The sequence below is a fragment of the Halomonas sp. 25-S5 genome (assembly GCF_029889845.1).
GTDB lineage: Bacteria > Pseudomonadota > Gammaproteobacteria > Pseudomonadales > Halomonadaceae > Halomonas.
Genome location: NZ_JARANV010000027.1, coordinates 1 through 17,335 on the forward strand (window position 1 = coordinate 1; position 17,335 = coordinate 17,335).

Here is a 17,335-nt window from a genome sequence, read left to right on the forward strand (position 1 = left end):
GTACCGGATGAACGCCGTAGTCCTGCCCGATCTCGTTGGCCGTCTTCAGCCCGCGAATCGCTTCCAGGGCCACCTTGGCCTTGAGCTCGGGGGAGTGGGTGTTGCGTTTCTGATTCGACATCATCGATCCCTTCGAAATCGGCCAGGCGATAGCTTAAACCAGTGTCTGGATTTCAGGGTCCACTATATGGTTTGAACGCTCGCTCAAGCCTGTGATGGCTCATACAGCCTCGCCTGAAACCCGATAAAGACCTCGCGGATATTCTCGACGCTGCCGAGCTCGGCGATGGCGTCCGTCGGGGTCTGGTACTTGAGTTCGATCAGCCGGGGCAGCTTGTCCTGGGCGAGTTCGCCGACGCCGTCCTGGATGTAGTGGCCCAGCACGAAGCCGAGGAACTCGCGCTGGCGGTAGTCATAGTCGGAGAACAGCCGTTCGCGGTGGGAGGCCACCCGCTCCTCGCGGCTGAGCGGCGGCAGCGCGAAGGCGATGTAGGCCAGCACATCGAAGAGGTCGCTGTTCTCGGCGTCGACCAGGCGGCCGATCTCCTTCAGCTGCTCGGGGCCGTAGCCCTTCTCGTCCAGGCTATCCAGAAGCCCCTGGCGGGTATCCGGCCGGCTCCAGAGCTCGCGCAGCGTCTCCTCGTCCTGGAAGAGGGCCGGCAGGTCGCCGTACAGCCGACGGATGAAGTCGGCTGCACTGATCGGCGTGCCATCCGGGCTCCAGAAGCTGGTCGCGCTCATATATTGCAGTTGGCGGTACTTGCCCGGGGCCAGTTCGATCTCCACCACGGGCCTGCCGCCCTCGCCGCCGCACTGGCAGGGTGCCTCGCCGCACGCCGGGCAGGGCTCCGGCGGTGCCTTCTCGCAGGTACAGGGGCGGTGGCCGCATGCCTCGCAGGGCTCGGGCGGGCTGACCAGGCAGGTGCAGGGCGTCTCGCCGCAGCGGCCACAGGGGTCGGGCGCCATGGGCTCGCCGTCCCACTCCGGGTCATTGAAGTGCTCGTAGGCACGGACGAAGTCGAGGATGGTGAAGTGATCCTTGCCGTCGAACAGGCGCGTGCCGCGGCCGATGATCTGCTTGAACTCGATCATGGAGTTCACCGGGCGCATCAGCACGATATTGCGGATGTTGCGCGCGTCCACGCCGGTGGAGAGCTTCTGCGAGGTGGTCAGGATGGTGGGAAGGGTCTTCTCGTTGTCCTGGAAGCGACGCAGGAAGCGCTCGCCCTCCGCTCCGTCATCGGCCGTCACCCGCACGCAGTAGTTGGGGTCGGGGTGTCTCTTGGCCTGGTTGATCAGGTCGCGTACCGCCAGGGCGTGCTCCTGGTTGGCGCAGAACACCAGCGTCTTCTCGCGCGGGTCGATCATCTCCATGAACACCTGCACCCGGTACTGTTCGCGCTCCTTGATCCTGATGATCTGGTTGAAGTCGGGCTCTTCGTAGCGCCTGCCCTGCTCCACCTCGCCCTGGATCACCTCGTCATCCGGGGTGTAGACGTAGTCGTCCAGGGTGGTGGCGATCTGGCGGACCTTGAAGGGCGTCAGGAAGCCGTCGTTGATGCCCTCCTTCAGCGAGTAGACATAGGCCGGCTCGCCGAAGTAGGCGTAGGTGTCGGTATTGGTGGTGCGCTTGGGTGTGGCGGTCAGGCCCAGCTGCACCGCCGGGGCGAAGTATTCGAGGATAGCGCGCCAGCTGCTCTCGTCATTGGCACCGCCGCGGTGGCATTCGTCGATGATGATCAGGTCGAAGAAGTCCGGCGGGTAGTCGCCGAAGCTGGGGGCCGGATTGCCCTGCGCGTCGCGGCCGCTCATGAAGGTCTGGAAGATGGTGAAGAAGAGATTACCGTTCTTGGGTACCCGCCCCTGCTTGCGGATCGCATCGGGGGCGATGCGCACCAGGGCATCCTCGGGGAAGGCGGAGAAACTGTTGTAGGCCTGGTCGGCGAGGATGTTGCGGTCGGCCAGGAAAAGGATGCGCGGCCGGCGCCGGGTCGCCTCGTCACCCTGCCAGGCGGCCAGGTTCCAGCGGCTGTGGAACAGCTTCCAGGCGAGCTGGAAGGCGATGGCGGTCTTGCCGGTGCCGGTGGCGAGTGTCAGCAGCACGCGCTGGCGACCGGCGGCGATGGCCTCCAGCGCCTGGTTGATGGCGTTGTGCTGGTAGTAGCGCGCCTGCCACTGGCCGCCGTTGTCGTGGAAGGCCACCTCGCCGAAGCGCTCGCGCCAGGCGTTGGGCTCGGGGAAGGTCTCGGCCCACAGCGCCTCTGGCGTGGGATAGCCGGACACCGGGCCTTCCTCGCCGGTGTGCATATCGACCCGGTAGAGCCCGAGGCCGTTGGTGGCATAAGCGAAACGCGCCTGCAGCCGCTCGGCGTAGCGCTTGGCCTGGGCCAGGCCCTCGGTGACGGGCAGGTCGCGCTTCTTGGCCTCGATCACCGCCAGCTTCTGGCCCTGGTAGAAGAGCACGTAGTCGGCGATGTCGCCGCGGGTGCGCTGCCCGGCGCCCTGCAGCCGCCCCAGGGTGATGACCTCGCGGCGCACCCGGCTACCCGCCACCACGCCCCAGCCGGCTTCCTTGAGGGCGGGGTCGATCAACTCGGCGCGGGTATCGGCTTCGTTCATCGGGTCAATCCTTGTCCGGACGGTGCACGATCAAGAGCCTTCCGGCTCCGTAACACTTCACAACATATGGGTTTCTACCGGGCAAAGCCAGTTTCGGACTCCCAGGGCGCGCCGGTCCGTCAGGCGTCTCCTGGGCTCGCCAGCATGTTCATGATCAGCCGGACCATGGTCTCCTTGTTGGCCGGGTCCGACTCGGCGATCAACAGCGTCAGGGCGGCGAGGCCCACGTCGTTGACCACCACCTCGCCGTGGGCATCGAGCAGGCGATCGTTGCGGTAGAGGAAGTCGACGAAGAGATAGGCCGCGCTGCGCTTGTTGCCATCGGCGAAGGGGTGGTTCTTGACCACGAAGTAGAGTAGGTGCGCCGCCTTGGCCTCCACCGAGGGGTAGGCTGGCTCACCGAAGACCGTCTGGTCGAGGTTGCCGAGCAGCGAATCGAGGCCGTCGCCACGCTCCCGGGCGAACAGCTCGGTGGCCTCCCCCTTGGCGATCAGCTCGGCCTTCAGAGAAGCCAGCGCCGTGCGGGCTTCCTCCAGCGTCGGCAGCCGCCCGCCGGCCTCGGCGCGGGGCTCGGTGAGCAGGCCCTCGTCGTAGCGCTGCAGCAGCAGGAAGGTCTGGGCATAGCGGGTGACGATATCCACCAGGCCCCGTCCGCTCGACGCATCCAGCGCCGGGCTGCCGGCGGTCTTGCGCACCAGGGCCATGGCGGCCTCCAGCTCGCGGGCGTTCTCCTCGAAGCGCTGGCGATTCAGCGTCCAGCCTTGGGTGAGGTGCTCGCGCAGCACCCGGGTGGCCCACTGGCGGAAATGGGTGGCCTCATGGGACTTCACCCGGTAGCCAACGGAGATGACGACATCCAGGTTGTAGAACTTCACAGGCTTGTCAGAGCCAGCAACGTGCAAATTTTGCACATTGCTTTTCTCGTCCAGCTCACCCTCACGGAAGATGTTGCGCAGGTGCTTGGTGATTACCGAGCGCTCGCGGCCGAATAGCTCGCTCATCTGCTCTTGTCGCAGCCAAACTGTCTCCTGTGTGGTATCCAGCCGCACCTCGACGGAATGGTCACCGTGCTGGTAGATGACAAGTTGTGTCTGGCTCTCTGTGCTCATATCGTCGCCTCCTCCACCGACATCTCGGCTTGCCTCGCCGTCAGTAGGCCCGGTAAGCGCCAGAACACCGGGCGTGGGATGGCGGAACCGCAACGCCTGATGCGCCTTCGGCTTATCAGGCCTACATCCTGGTCGGCCTCCTGGTACATGACGATAGGCACCTGATTGTTGTCGCTCATGCCGTCGCCTCCTCCACCGCCGCCTCAGCCTTGCTGGCCATCAGCTCGCCGGAGAAGGCCTTCTGCAGCAGGGACTGCTTGAGTTCGGCGAGGGCGGTGAGTTTCTGCTGGTAAATCGCTTCTAAGCGCAGCGCTTCATTTCGAAGGTTGTCTATCTCTTCCGCAATGCGGGACTGTTCACTCAGGTCAGGCAGCCTGACAGGCAAGGACTTGATGATGCCCATATTGAGGCCGGCCATGATCGAGCCCTTGGCATGCTTTTCCAGGTATTCACGCGCCACCGGGTGATAGAGGAAATAGCCATGCAGAAACTCTGGAAGGCAGCGATCCTGGTCGAGCGTAATACAGCAAAGATGCTTCGTATTGATTGCCGTGGGGATGTCATTCGGAACGATCGCACAGCGACCACAGGTCCCCATTATGGTAATGACCACATCGCCCGGCTTGACCGTATAGCGCTTCAACGCCTCATACTTTTCCTCGGTAATGAAGCGACTTTTCCCCCATGAAAATTCATTATTGACGGCATTGTCGATACCGAGCACGGCGATGCCTTCATCCACAAATTCGCTATGCAGCAACTGACTACCGAAAGGCCCCGTTCTAATAGCTCCCCTCTTCTGAAGGGCAAGCCCTTCAACTGTGGACCTGCCCCAACCCTTGGCATCAGGGTCACCAAATATACGGTGCACCACCGAGGCTTCGAATAGCTCACGCGCATTGGCAAGATTCTTCTCGGTATTGGCAACGACCGTATCGATCCCGGCGAAGGCCTCATCGAGGATGGCGACAATGCGCTTTTGTTCGGGGAGGGGTGGGAGTGGTATTTGGAAACTTTCAAGCTGACTGAATTTGAGATTGTTGATGTTGGCACCATCCGCCAGCTTACCAATGAACTTCTTATAGCTTTCCGAAATGAGCAAATAGTAAAAATATTTCGCGTCAAGCGAATCCGTCGGTGTAAGTTGTCCCATAAACCCACCGAAGGCATAGCCATAATCTGCATCGATCAAAGCAACCTTGCCAAGATGGGCTTTGCTACCACTTGCTGTACATATTAGAAGTGACCCTTTTTTAACTTTTTTGCCATCAGGGATTGGAATGTTGTCTTTTATTCTTTTTAATTCATCGAAATTTAGTGAATTGGTCGCCAAGTCAACATTGGTTGCTCGAAGCACAATACTGTTTGAGGCATAATCTTCATCAACCTTTTTATAGGTTAAACCTCTAGTAAAGATGCAAAGATCACCAAGAGGCTTTCTATCCCAAGAAGAACTCATAACATCCCCCGAATCCCTTCCAGGATCTCCTCGGCCTCGCGGTCGAGCGTCTCGATCTCGTTGATGATCACCTCGGGGTCGCGCAACGGGGCTTCCTCGGCCCGATTGGGGTTCTTCACCGAAAGATCGAAGGTGTCGCGATCCAGGTCGTCGACGCTGACCTTCCAGGAGTTGTCGGAGTCGGCGAAGCTGGCCTGGAGCGCGACGAACTCGGCCAGGTCATCGTCGTTGAGCGGATTGGTCTTGCCCAGGCTACGGCCGGGGTCGAGCTGGTAGTACCAGATATCGCGGGTGGGGGCGCCCTTCTCGAAGAACAGCACCACCGTCTTCACGCCGGCGCCGAGGAAGGTGCCGCCGGGGCAGTCGAGCACGGTGTGCAGGTTGCAGCTCTCCAGCAGTTCCTGGCGCAGCGCCCTGGAGGCGTTGTCGGCGTTCGACAGGAAGGTGTTCTTGATCACCACCGCGGCGCGGCCGCCGGCCTTCAGGCGCTTGATGAAGTGCTGCAGGAAGAGGAAGGCGGTCTCGCCGGTCTTGATCGGGAAGTTCTGCTGGACCTCCTTGCGCTCCTTGCCGCCGAAGGGCGGGTTGGCGAGGATCACGTCGAAGCGGTCCTTCTCCTGCAGGTCGGCGAGGTTCTCGGTCAGGGTGTTGGTGTGCACCAGGTTGGGCGCCTCGATGCCATGCAGGATCATGTTCATGATGCCGATGACGTACGGCAGGCTCTTCTTCTCCTTGCCGGCGAAGGTGCGGTTCTGCAGGGTGTCGAGCTGCTCGGTGGTGAGCCGGCGCGGCTCGTCGCTATTGATGCCGTAGCGCAGGTAGTCGTGGGCCTCGCAGAGAAAGCCCGCCGAGCCGGCGGCGCCGTCATAGATCCGCTCGCCGATCTTTGGATCGATCACCCGGATCATGGCGCGGATCAGCGGGCGCGGCGTGTAGTACTCGCCGCCGTTGCGCCCGGCGTTGCCCATGTTCTTGATCTTGGCTTCATACAGGTGCGAGAGCTCGTGCTTCTCGGCCTGGGAGCGGAATTGCAGGCTGTCCACCAGCTCCAGGGCGTCGCGCAGGCTGTAGCCGCTCTGGAACTTGTTGCGCACCTCGCCGAAGATCTCGCCGATCTTGTACTCGATGGTGTCCGGCCCGCTGGCGCGCTCGCGGAAGCCCTGCAGGTAGGGGAAGAGCTCGTGATTGATGAAGTCGAGCAGGTCGTCGCCGGTCAGGGCGCGGTTGCGGTCGAGGTTGCCGTCGCGATCGCGGGGTGCGGCCCAGGTGGACCATTGGTAGGGCGTGGCGATGATGAAGTCGAAGGTCTTGCCGGCCAGGGTGGCGTTGACGGCACGGCGCTGCTCCAAGTCATCCAGGTACTTGAGGAACAGCAGCCAGGAGGTCTGTTCGGTGTAGTCCAGCTCGGTGGCGCAACCGGCCTCTTTCCACAGCACATCGTCGATGTTCTTGAAGGTCTGCTCGAACATGGGGTTCGCGGGTCCTTGCGATGAGAATCTTGGGCTCAATGCTACGCCGCGGCACCGGGAGGCGCCAATTGCCGGTGGAGCAGAGATTCGCGAAGCAAGCTTAACTACCACTAAGGCTCAAATCGCGAAGCAAGCTTCGCTCCCACGAAGACCGGTTGGGTGCCGGGAATGAGGGCGGTGGCAACCACAGGGATTCGCGCTGCAAGCTTCGCTCCCACGAAGACCGGTTGGGTGCCGTAGTTGAGCACGGCGGCGGGGGAGATTCGCGCTGCAAGCAGCGCTCCCACGAAGACCGGTTGGGTGCCATGCGTGGGGGCTCCCACCAAAACCGGAAAGTGGCATGATATGCTCGGAGGCACATCAACCGGCATCCCTGCCGACCTTCGAGGAGAACAAGATGGCCCAGGCAAGCGCACGTCATATCCTGGTGGACAGCGAAGCGAAGTGTAACGAACTCAAGGCCGAGATCGAGGGCGGTCGCGACTTCGCCGAGGTCGCACGCGAGCACTCCTCCTGCCCGTCCGGGAAGCAGGGCGGCGAGCTCGGCACCTTCGGCCCGGGCCAGATGGTGCCGGAGTTCGACAAGGTGGTGTTCGAGGGTGACGTGGGCAAGGTGCATGGCCCGGTGAAGACCCAGTTCGGCTACCACCTGCTGGAGATCACCGAGCGCAGCTGACCCCGCCTCGCCTTGATCGACGCCGTGCATGGCCGCCATGTACGGCTTTTTCTTGTACAACCCCTGTATCATCCAGCCAGTCGCGCTAGGATAGGGAACACCAGCGATCACCACAGGAGGAGCCGCGAATGAACGACAAGGCCTTTCAACAGAGTATCCGCAAGCTGCTGAAGACGGTGGGCGTCACCACCCAGCAGGAGATCGAGAAGGCGGTGCAGCGCTCGCTCGCCGAGGGGCACCTCGAGGGCAACGAGACGCTGCCGGCACGGGTGACCGTGGAGGTGGATGGCCTGAGCCTGGCGCTCGACTTCGACGGAGATATCACCCTTGAGTGACGCGCCCATGATTCGCGTGGAAGGCCTCTCGAAGACCTTCCGCGACGGCTTCAAGGCACTCATCGATGTCGACCTCGAGATCGAGCGGGGCGAGATCTTCGCCCTGCTCGGCCCCAATGGGGCGGGCAAGACCACCCTGATCAGCGTGATCTGCGGCCTGGTCAACCCCACCGAGGGCGTGGTGACCGTGGATGGCCACGATATCGTGCGCCAGTATCGCCGCGCCCGGGCGATGATCGGCCTGGTACCCCAGGAGCTGACCAGCGAGGCCTTCACCACGGTATGGGACACGGTGAGTTTCAGCCGTGGCCTGTTCGGCAAGCCGAAGGACCCGGCCCATATCGAGAAGGTGCTGCGCGCCCTGACCCTCTGGGAGAAGCGCGATAAACGCCTGCTGTCGCTCTCCGGCGGCATGAAGCGCAGGGTGCTGATCGCCAAGGCGCTGGCCCACGAGCCCCAGGTGCTGTTCCTCGACGAGCCCACCGCCGGGGTCGACGTGGAACTGCGCCGCGAGATGTGGGAGGTGGTGCGCGAGCTTCGCCACCAGGGCGTGACCATCATCCTTACCACCCACTACATCGAGGAGGCCGAGGAGATGGCCGACCGCATCGGCGTGATCCGCCGCGGCGAGCTGGTACTGGTGGAGGACAAGCGCGCCTTGATGCGCAAGCTCGGCAACAAGGAGCTGACCCTGCACCTCCACGAACCGCTGCAAGGGGTGCCCGCGGCCCTGGCCGGCCATGGGCTGGAACTCGCCGACGAGGGCCATGCCCTGGTCTACAGCTACGACGCCGCCAGCCAGGAGGAGAGCTCGAGCATCTCCGGGCTGCTCGCCGACCTGGAAGCGGTGGGCCTGCGGGTCAAGGATCTGCACACCCGCCAGAGTTCCCTGGAGGATATCTTCGTCAGCCTGGTCCGGGAGCGTCACTGAGCATGAAGCGCTTGAACCTGCAATCCGTGAAAACCCTCTACCTCGCCGAGATGGCGCGCAGTATGCGTACCGTGCTGCAGAGCATCGTCTCGCCGGTGATCTCCACCTCGCTCTACTTCGTGGTGTTCGGTGCGGCCATCGGCACGCGCATCAGCGAAGTGGATGGCGTCAGCTACGGGGCCTTCATCGTCCCGGGCCTGATCATGCTGATGCTGCTGACCCAGAGTGTGTCCAACGCCTCCTTCGGCATCTTCTTCCCGCGCTTCTCAGGCTCGATCTACGAGATCCTCTCGGCGCCGATGTCCTATGTCGAAGTGGTGCTGGGCTATGTGGGCGCGGCAGCCACCAAGTCGATGATCCTGGGGGTGATCGTGCTGGCCACGGCCCGGCTCTTCGTGCCCTATTCCATCGAGCATCCCCTGATGATGCTGGTCTTCCTGGTGCTCACGGCCACCACCTTCAGCACGCTGGGGTTCATCATCGGCATCTGGGCCGATGGCTTCGAGAAGCTGCAGCTGGTACCGCTGCTGGTGATCACCCCGCTGACCTTCCTCGGTGGCACCTTCTACTCCATCGACATGCTGCCGCCCTTCTGGCAGACGGTGACCCTGGCCAACCCGGTGGTCTACCTGGTCAGCGGCTTCCGCTGGAGTTTCTACGGCATCAGCGATGTCAGCCCGGTCGTCAGCCTGCTGGTGATCCTGCTGTTCCTGGGGTCGGCTGTGGCGGTGCTGCGCTGGATATTCAAGAGCGGCTACCGCCTCAAGCCCTGAGTCCTGAGCCCTCATGCGCTGATCAGGGTGCCGACCTGGCCCTCGAGGATGCGGCCGGCGTCGACCAGGCGACCGATGATGTCGATGGGCAGGATGCGCCGCGGCAGGGGCGAGGCGACCACGCGTCGCCAGTGGCCGGAGGCCTCCTCGACGAAGGCCCAGCCCTTCTCGGCCTTGAGCCGGTGCATGGTGTCGCGGTCGTAGCCGGGGCCGATGGGCTTCGACGGAGTCAGGAAGGCGGGGTCGTCGGCATCTACCTCGACCCGGGTCAGTAGGCTGGCGCAGCTGGCGCCGGGTGGCATCTCGTTGAGCAGCTCGGCCTCGATCAGGTAGCCGATGATGCCCTCGGTCGCGGCGTCCATCACGTCCAGCGGGTAGGCGTCCACCTCGCTGTAGGCCTGCGCCTGGAGGACCAGCAACCCCACCTGGGGACCATTGCCATGGGTCACCACCAGCTGATGGGGACCGGCGAGGTCGGCCAGGGCGAGTGCCGCGCGCCGCACGTTGTGGCGCTGGTTGTCGATGGTCATGGGCTCGCCACGCCGCAACAGGGCGTTGCCGCCCAGGGCTACCACGATTCGCATGCGAAGCAGCCTCCGGCGTGGGTGTGGGTGGGGCCTTCATGCCGGGTCAGGCGCCCGGCCGGGGCGCAGGCGACGTCCCCTTGCATCAGCATAGTCCGGTGCTGCGCTGCCACGCACCCTGGCACGCTCCGAGCCCCGAGGCCGGCTATCGAGGCGCGCCCGGGGCGGGTATCATCGCCCTCCTCGCCACCTCACCGCGGAGCTCCCATGCCGATCCTGCACAGCATCGTCCATCGCATCGACCAGGCCGCCGGCGAGGCGCCGATGCGCCTGGTGCCCGCCACGGCGGAGCTGCCCCCCTCCCCGGCCCTGGACGACCTGCTGGCCGGCTTCAACGATGCCTTCAATGCCAAGCCCAAGGCCTGGGGCCATTTCGCCGAGACGACGCCCGAGGGGGAGGTGAGCTCGCCCTTCGCCAGCGAGCTGGCCGACACCCTCGACGGGGGCCGCGACTTCGCCAGCTTCTCCCGCGACCTGGCGCAGCGCATCGCCGAGCTGGTCGGCGCTCACCTCTCGCTCTCCGGGGACCTGCTGGTGCTCGACCACCAGCTCGGCGACACCCGTTACCTGAGTCTGGCGCTGCTGCACCATCGGGAGGGCTTCGGCATCGACGCCCACCTCGCCGTCGTGCCGGTACGCCAGCTGAACCTGGCGCAGATGACCCTGGCAGCGCGCCTCAACCTCAACCAGTGGCAGGCCGGCGACTCGAGGCAGTACCTCTCCTGGACCCGCGACCGCGGCGGCAAGAAACTCGCCGAGGGGTTCGCCGCCCTGCTCGGCGCCGAGGAGGGCGTGGACGCCAGCGGCGAGACCCGCACCCTGCTCAAGGCCTTCAGCGACTACGTCGAGCAGGAAGACCTGCCCGAGGAGGCCAGCCGCGAGAAGACCGATGCGCTGATCGACTACGCCAGCGACCAGGCTCGCCGCGGCGAGCCGATGACCCTGGAGGCGCTCTCTGAGGTCCTCGACGAGCAGCAGCCGAAGGCCTTCTTTGATCATATCCGCAACGCCGACTACGGCCTCTCCCCGGAGATCCCGCCGGACCGGCGCACCCTCAGCCAGTTTCGCCGCTTCACCGGCCGCGCCGGCGGGGTATCGATCAGCTTCGACTCCCACCTGCTCGGTTCCGGCGTGGAGTACGACGAGGACCAGGACCGGCTGATCATCAAGCAGGTGCCCAAGCAACTGCGCGAGCAGCTCAAGCGTCAGGGCTGATACCGGGTAATGTCGGAGCGGGCTATGCTGAAGCACGCACCCACACCGCCGCGAGAAGAGAGTCACCATGCGCCGCATCCTGATCCTTCAGGGCCACCCCGATGCCACGGCCCCCCATCTGCTGCATGTTCTGGCCGAGCACTATCGCCTGGGCGCGGAAACGGCGGGGCACGAGGTGCGCACGGTGAGGGTCGCCGACCTGGACTTCCCGCTGCTGCGCAGCCAGCAGGCCTGGACCGAGGAGCGCATGCCCGCCTCCCTCGACGAGGCGGCGCACGCCATCGGCTGGTGCGACCACCTGGTGCTGTTCTTCCCGCTGTGGCTCGGCGACATGCCGGCGCTGGTGAAGGGATTCCTCGAACAGGTGATGCGTCCGAACGTCGCCTTCGAGTACCAGGAAGGCAATCCCCTGGGTCGCAAGGGGCTGAAGGGACGCTCGGCGCGCGTGGTGGTGAGCATGGGCATGCCGGCGGCGATCTACCGCCACCTCTATCGCGCCCACAGCGTGAAGTCGCTGGAACGCAACATCCTGGGGTTCGTGGGCTTCGCCCCGGTACGTGAGACGCTGATCGGTTCGGTGGAGACACTCGACGCGGACGACTGTCGCAAGTGGTTCACCCGCCTGGAGAAGCTGGGTGCCAAGGCAGAATAACCGCTGAGTTCCCTCTAATACGTGACTCACACTTACCCTGTAAGCGATCGCTTACAGACATCGTGAGCTTCCTGTGACACTTGCAGGAGGTGGCTGGCGGGATGCGCAAATTGTCGCCATGCTTCCCCGGGTACGCTGCCGGGTGAGCAGGCACCGACGGCAGGACTTCCATAAGAAAACCTACTGAAGGGAAGCGGACGGCCGTTGTCATGAAGACGGGCGCCGTCCCTCGAGGAAGTGCGAATGGCCACCAACGCAGGGGATGACAACGCACTCGATTGGTGTGGCGAGTTTCGGGACTCCGCCCGAGAGGCCCTGTACCGCCGGACCATGCAGGCCTACGACGCCTGCCAGCTGCGTCATGCCCTGGTAGTGGCCGCCGGGCTCTTTCTCGCCTTCAGCCTGACGGACTTCAGCCTGCTGGGCTCGAGCAATGCCTTCTTGGTGCTGCTGGCCATGCGCGCCACCGTCGCCACGACCTTCCTGGTGTTGACCCTGGCGGTATGGCGGCGCCCCGCCCTGGCCCAGGCGCCAGCGCCGATCAACCTGGCCTGCCTGATGGCCGTCAGTGGCCTGCTGCTCACCATCCCCCTGCGGCCGGATGGCGTCATGATCAACCTCGCCTCGATCGTGGCCGCCAGCATGGCCCTCTACCTCTTCATCCCCAACCGGCTACCCTGGATGCTGGCCAGCAATGCCTACCTGATCGGCGGCTTTCTCACCTCGACGATCGTGTGGTCACCACTGCCCAGCGGGATCCTGGTCAACACCCTGCTGCTGCTGGGCTTCGTCAACCTGCTGTGCTGGCTGTCAGTCTCCCGGATCCACCGCCTGCAGCGCGCCCAGTTCGCCAGCCTGCTGGAAGAACGCTCGAACAACGGCCGGCTGAAGGATGAGATCGAAGAGCGCAACCAGCTGGAGCAGCGCCTGCGCCATATGGCCAGGACCGACGAACTGACGGGGATCACCAACCGCCGACGGTTCTTCGAGCTGGCCGAACAGGAGCGCCGCCGGGCACACCGTGACGGTACCCCCCTCGCGCTGTGCATGGTGGATGTCGACTACTTCAAGGCCATCAACGACGTGCATGGCCATGCCATCGGCGACCTGGCGCTGACGGTGGTCGCTGCCCGCTGCCAGTCGGTACTGCGCGAGAGCGACATCATCGGCCGCTACGGCGGCGAGGAGTTCATCATCGCCCTGCCCCTGGCCAACCTGATCACCGCCCAGGAAATCGCCGAACGACTGCGTGAGGCCGTATGCAACCGTTCCCTGGAGGTCAAGGGCGTGACACTGGACCTGACAGTCACGGTCGGCATCAGCCGGGTCGACGATGGCGAGACCAACCTCGACCCGGGCCTGCTGCGCGCCGACCGTGCCCTGTATACCGGCAAGAGGAGCGGGCGCAACTGCGTGGTGGTGACGCCTCAAGGCCTAGAGCTGACCCTGCTGGAGAGCGTGCCGACGGCTGTCACACCAGAAGCGGTTCGAGCCACTGCCTCAGCTGCGGCCCTTGCAGCAGTCCCGGTTGGCGGGCGACTTCCCGGCCGTTCCTGAAGACGATCAGGGTGGGGATGCTGCGGATGCCGAAACGCGCCGCCAGCGCCTGTTCCTGCTCGGTGTTCAGGTTGGCGAAGCGCAGCCGCGGCTCGAGTTCCCGGGCGGCCTCGGCGAAGATCGGCGCCATCATCTTGCAGGGCCCGCACCAGCTGGCCCAGAAATCCACCACCACCGGCAGGTCGCTGCGTTCGACCAGTGCATGGAAATTGGCACTGGTGAGTGGCACCGGCTCGCCGGTAAAGAGGCGCTGCTTGCATTTGCCGCACTTCGGCCCTTGGCCGAAGCGGGCCCTGGCGACGCGATTGATGGCCCCGCAGTGGGGGCAGCCCAGGATCAAGGAATCGGCCATCTCGCTCTCCATCTGAGAAGGGGTTTCCGCACTATGCTGGCGCCCGGCGGGCGCTTCAAGCGGCATCGCGTCGCAGGCGTGTTCCATCGGCCATGCAGTGGCGTGCCCGGGCTGCTATCGTCGCGGCAACACCTCCCAACCACACCGCCGAAACCTCCATGGCAACACGACCCGACCCCCGCGTGCTGCTGCGCCTGCTGACCCTGCTGCACCCCTACCGCTGGCGCCTGGTGCTGGCCGCCCTGGCGCTGCTCGCCGCCGCGGCCAGCGTGCTGCTGCTCGGCCAGGGGCTGCGCCTGGTCATCGACCAAGGGTTTTTGGCGCAGGACCGCGCACGGCTCAACCAGGCCCTCGGCCTGATGCTCACCGTGGTGGCGGTGCTGGCGATGGCCTCGGCGCTGCGCTATTACCTGGTGACCTGGATCGGCGAACGGCTGGCGGCCGACCTGCGTCGCCGGGTCTTCGACCACCTGCTCGACCTCGAGCCCGGCTTCTTCGAGAGCAGTGCCGGGGAGAGCGGCGGCGCCGGGGAGATCACCTCACGGCTGACGGCGGATACCAGTGTGCTGCAGAGCCTGTTCGGCTCGTCGATCTCGCTGGCGCTGCGCAACCTGCTGATGCTGGTCGGGTCGGTGGCGCTGATGCTGGTGACCCAGCCGGGGCTGTCGGCCATCGTGCTGCTGGGCATCCCCGCCACGCTGCTGCCGATCCTCTGGTTCGGGCGCCGGGTGCGACGCCTCTCGCGCTTCAGCCAGGACCGGGTGGCGGAGCTCGGCCGCTATGCCGGGGAGGCCCTGGCCGGCATCCGCACCGTCCAGGCCTTCACCCACGAGACGCAGGATCGCCAGGCCTATGGGGCACGGGTCGAGGAGGCCTTCGCCACCGCCGTGGCCCGCACCCGCCAGCGCGCCTGGCTGACGGGCATTGCCATGCTGGCAGTCTTCACCGCGGTCGGCGTGATGCTCTGGCAGGGCGGCCAGGCGGTGCTGGCCGGCAGCATGACCGCCGGCGAGCTCTCGGCGTTCGTCTTCTATGCCGTGCTGGCGGCGGGCGCCGTGGCGACGCTGGCCGAGGTAGCCGGCGACGTGCAGCGCGCCGCCGGGGCCGCCGAGCGCCTGCTGGAACTGCTGGAGGCACGGCCGGTCATTCGAGCCCCCGTGCGTCCCGTGCCCCTGCCCGTCCCCCTGAGCGGGGCGATCCACCTGGAGGCCGTGAGCTTCACCTATCCCGGCCGTGAATCACCGGCGCTGGAGGCACTCGATCTGCGAGTCCGCCCGGGCGAGCGGCTGGCGCTGGTCGGCCCCTCCGGGGCCGGCAAGAGCACCCTGCTCGCGCTGCTGCTGCGCTTCCATGACCCGGACCGGGGCATCCTGCGCCTCGACGGCATCGACCTGCGCGACCTGGACCCACGTGAACTGCGCGAGGCACTGGGCCTGGTGGCCCAGGAGCCGGTGCTCTTCACCGGCAGCGTGGCCGAGAACCTGCGCTTCGGCCGGCCCATGGCCAGCCTCGAGGAACTGCGCCGGGCCGCCCGGGATGCCAATGCCCTGGACTTCATCGAGGCCCTGCCCCGGGGGTTCGATACCTCGCTCGGCCCCGGCGGCGTGCAGCTCTCCGGCGGCCAGCGCCAGCGCCTGGCCATCGCCCGGGCGCTACTCAAGGAGCCCCGGGTGCTGCTGCTCGACGAGGCCACCAGCGCCCTGGACGCCGAGAGCGAGCGGCTGGTGCAGCAGGCCCTGGACCGGCTGATGGTGGGCCGCACCAGCCTGGTGATCGCCCATCGCCTGGCCACCGTGGTCGCCGCCGACCGCCTGCTGGTGCTGGACCAGGGCCGGCTGGTGGCCAGCGGCCGCCACGCTGAGCTACTCGAATCGAGCACGCTCTACCGCCACCTGGCGGAGCTGCAGTTCGGGCGCCATCCGGCAGCCGACAGGAGCGACTCCCCTTCTTAGTTGCTGAAAAACCCTTCCATCGCGCATGCTGCATCTCCAACCCCCTTCACCAGGAGACCCTCCATGACCCCGCCTCGCCTCGGTTTCATCGGCATCGGCTTGATGGGCCACCCCATGACGCGTCGACTGCTGGCTGCGGGTTTCGACGTGACCGTGTGGAACCGCACCCCCGCCAAGGCCGCCCCTTTGCGCGAAGCCGGCGCCCGGGTGGCCGGCTCCATCGCCGAACTGATGGAAGCGGTGGACGTGGTACTGCTGTGCCTGGCCAATACCGCCGTGGTAGAGGACGTGGTGTTCGGCGAGGGGGGCGTGGCCCAGCACGGCCGTGCCGGCCAGCGGCTGGTCGACCTCTCCAGCAGCGATCCCGCCGCGACGCGTGACTTCGCCGACTGGCTCGAGAGCGAATGCGGCATGCACTGGGTGGATGCGCCGGTCTCCGGTGGCGTCGCCGGCGCCGAGGCGGGCAGCCTGGCCATCATGTGCGGCGGCGACGCCGAGGATATCGAGGCGATCCGGCCAGTGCTGGCCCCCCTGTCCGCCCAAGTGACCCATATGGGCCCGGTGGGCAGCGGCCAGGTGACCAAGGTGTGCAACCAGATGGTCGTCGGCTGCCAGGCGGCGGTGCTGGCCGAGATGGTGGCACTGGCCGAGGCGAGTGGCGTGGACGCCACCCGGCTGACCGAGGCATTGGCCGGGGGCTTCGCCGACTCGACCCCCTTCCGGATCCTCACCCCGCGCATGGCGGCGAACGACTTCGCCGACCCGCCCTGGCACCTGCGCACCTTGCTCAAGGACCTGGACATGGCGGTGGCCCAGAGCCAGCGCAGCGGCAGCGCCACGCCCATGAGCGGCCTGGCCGCCCAGCTGATGCGCGCCCAGGCCGGGCGTGGCCACGCCGAGCACGACCCGGCGATCCTGGTGGAAGCCTATCGCTCCATCGACGAGGGGGATGAGGCATGAGCGAGCCAAGGATGATCTACGCGGAGTGAGGCGCCGGCAGATTTGTCGCCTCTTGCCCGCTTCCGTACACTCGTTTGACTTTTCCCGATCTGCGACCTGCCGAGGCACGACCCATGGCGTTTGATTCCACTTCCACCTACGTGGCTACCGAGGCCCTGAAGCAGGCGGTGAACGCCGCCGTGACCCTGGAGCGCCCGCTGCTGATCAAGGGCGAGCCGGGCACCGGCAAGACCCTGCTCGCCGAGGAGCTGGCGGCCTCGCTGGGCACACGGCTGCACACCTGGCATATCAAGTCCTCCACCAAGGCCGCCCAGGGGCTCTACGAGTACGACGCGGTGAGCCGCCTGCGCGATTCCCAGCTGGGCGTCGAGGGCGTGGAGAACGTCGCCAACTACATCCGGCCCGGCAAGCTGTGGGAGGCCTTCACCGCGGACGAGCGGGTGGTGCTGCTGATCGACGAGATCGACAAGGCGGACATCGAATTCCCCAACGACCTGCTCCAGGAGCTGGATCGCATGGAGTTCCATGTCTACGAGACCGGCGAGACCATCCGCGCCCGCCACCGCCCGATCATCGTCATCACCTCCAACAACGAGAAGGAGCTGCCCGACGCCTTCCTGCGTCGCTGCTTCTTCCATTACATCGAGTTCCCCGACCGCGAGACCATGCAGAGGTATTCGACAGGGTATTCC

General features: G+C 65.5%; 16 protein-coding genes and 2 pseudogenes. 10 read left to right on the top strand and 8 right to left on the bottom strand.

Going from position 1 to position 17,335, the window contains the following annotated elements; genetic code table 11:
- The 6 genes and pseudogenes from OP498_RS15795 to OP498_RS15820 all read right to left on the bottom strand — a co-directional run.
- Positions 1–124 (bottom strand): annotated as a pseudogene (locus tag OP498_RS15795) (IS3 family transposase); the annotation flags it as partial.
- A gap of 80 nt (positions 125–204) precedes the next feature.
- Complete coding sequence (locus tag OP498_RS15800; protein WP_280554338.1) at positions 205–2,619, bottom strand: DEAD/DEAH box helicase family protein; 2,415 nt, start codon at positions 2,617–2,619, stop codon at positions 205–207.
- A gap of 119 nt (positions 2,620–2,738) precedes the next feature.
- Positions 2,739–3,728, bottom strand: a complete 990-nt coding sequence (rhuM, locus tag OP498_RS15805) for a RhuM family protein (protein WP_280554339.1) — start codon at positions 3,726–3,728, stop codon at positions 2,739–2,741.
- Positions 3,725–3,907, bottom strand: a complete 183-nt coding sequence (locus OP498_RS15810) for a hypothetical protein (RefSeq protein ID WP_280554341.1) — start codon at positions 3,905–3,907, stop codon at positions 3,725–3,727. The genes rhuM and OP498_RS15810 overlap by 4 nt, the downstream gene beginning before the upstream one ends.
- Positions 3,904–5,187: a restriction endonuclease subunit S gene (locus tag OP498_RS15815; RefSeq protein ID WP_280554342.1), complete on the bottom strand. Its 1,284-nt coding sequence runs from the start codon at positions 5,185–5,187 to the stop codon at positions 3,904–3,906. The genes OP498_RS15810 and OP498_RS15815 overlap by 4 nt, the downstream gene beginning before the upstream one ends.
- Positions 5,184–6,656: an N-6 DNA methylase gene (locus OP498_RS15820; RefSeq protein ID WP_280554344.1), complete on the bottom strand. Its 1,473-nt coding sequence runs from the start codon at positions 6,654–6,656 to the stop codon at positions 5,184–5,186. The genes OP498_RS15815 and OP498_RS15820 overlap by 4 nt, the downstream gene beginning before the upstream one ends.
- Before the next feature lie 397 nt (positions 6,657–7,053).
- On the opposite strand from OP498_RS15820, the gene OP498_RS15825 reads away from it, so the two are divergent.
- The 4 genes from OP498_RS15825 (at position 7,054) to OP498_RS15840 (ending at position 9,371) form a co-directional block, all read left to right on the top strand.
- Entirely contained in the window at positions 7,054–7,332 is a 279-nt protein-coding gene (locus OP498_RS15825) for a peptidylprolyl isomerase (RefSeq protein WP_280549141.1), read from the top strand.
- 128 nt (positions 7,333–7,460) lie between these two features.
- Positions 7,461–7,667: a DUF6494 family protein gene (locus OP498_RS15830; protein WP_280549143.1), complete on the top strand. Its 207-nt coding sequence runs from the start codon at positions 7,461–7,463 to the stop codon at positions 7,665–7,667.
- Between the two features lie 7 nt (positions 7,668–7,674).
- Entirely contained in the window at positions 7,675–8,598 is a 924-nt protein-coding gene (locus OP498_RS15835) for an ABC transporter ATP-binding protein (protein ID WP_280549212.1), read from the top strand.
- An 11-nt stretch (positions 8,599–8,609) separates the two neighbouring features.
- Entirely contained in the window at positions 8,610–9,371 is a 762-nt protein-coding gene (locus OP498_RS15840) for an ABC transporter permease (RefSeq protein ID WP_280549214.1), read from the top strand.
- An 11-nt stretch (positions 9,372–9,382) separates the two neighbouring features.
- Here the strand turns inward: OP498_RS15840 and OP498_RS15845 are convergent, their stop codons facing one another.
- A complete protein-coding gene (locus OP498_RS15845; RefSeq protein WP_280549145.1) occupies positions 9,383–9,955 on the bottom strand; it encodes a hypothetical protein in 573 nt (190 codons plus the stop codon).
- 207 nt (positions 9,956–10,162) lie between these two features.
- On the opposite strand from OP498_RS15845, the gene OP498_RS15850 reads away from it, so the two are divergent.
- The 3 genes from OP498_RS15850 to OP498_RS15860 all read left to right on the top strand — a co-directional run bounded on the left by OP498_RS15850 (position 10,163) and on the right by OP498_RS15860 (position 13,379).
- Positions 10,163–11,170, top strand: a complete 1,008-nt coding sequence (locus OP498_RS15850) for a nucleoid-associated protein (protein ID WP_280554345.1) — start codon at positions 10,163–10,165, stop codon at positions 11,168–11,170.
- A gap of 67 nt (positions 11,171–11,237) precedes the next feature.
- Positions 11,238–11,822 (top strand): NAD(P)H-dependent oxidoreductase, encoded by a 585-nt coding sequence (locus tag OP498_RS15855; RefSeq protein WP_280549149.1) that lies wholly within the window; start codon positions 11,238–11,240, stop codon positions 11,820–11,822.
- Positions 11,823–12,065: 243 nt separating this feature from the next.
- Positions 12,066–13,379 carry a GGDEF domain-containing protein gene (locus OP498_RS15860; protein ID WP_280549151.1) on the top strand — a complete coding sequence of 438 codons (1,314 nt, stop codon included), beginning with the start codon at positions 12,066–12,068 and terminating at the stop codon, positions 13,377–13,379.
- On the opposite strand, the gene trxC is transcribed toward OP498_RS15860, so the two are convergent.
- Positions 13,294–13,731 carry a thioredoxin TrxC gene (gene trxC, locus OP498_RS15865; protein ID WP_280554346.1) on the bottom strand — a complete coding sequence of 146 codons (438 nt, stop codon included), beginning with the start codon at positions 13,729–13,731 and terminating at the stop codon, positions 13,294–13,296. The two genes, OP498_RS15860 and trxC, sit on opposite strands and share 86 nt — an antisense overlap.
- 158 nt (positions 13,732–13,889) lie before the next feature.
- Here trxC and OP498_RS15870 point away from each other — a divergent pair, with 158 nt between their 5' ends.
- The 3 genes and pseudogenes from OP498_RS15870 to OP498_RS15880 all read left to right on the top strand — a co-directional run.
- Positions 13,890–15,683 carry an ABC transporter transmembrane domain-containing protein gene (locus OP498_RS15870; protein WP_280554348.1) on the top strand — a complete coding sequence of 598 codons (1,794 nt, stop codon included), beginning with the start codon at positions 13,890–13,892 and terminating at the stop codon, positions 15,681–15,683.
- Between the two features lie 63 nt (positions 15,684–15,746).
- Positions 15,747–16,643 (top strand): NAD(P)-dependent oxidoreductase, encoded by an 897-nt coding sequence (locus OP498_RS15875; RefSeq protein WP_280554351.1) that lies wholly within the window; start codon positions 15,747–15,749, stop codon positions 16,641–16,643.
- A gap of 113 nt (positions 16,644–16,756) precedes the next feature.
- Positions 16,757–17,314: pseudogene (locus OP498_RS15880) on the top strand (MoxR family ATPase); the annotation flags it as partial.
- Positions 17,315–17,335 lie beyond the last annotated feature (21 nt).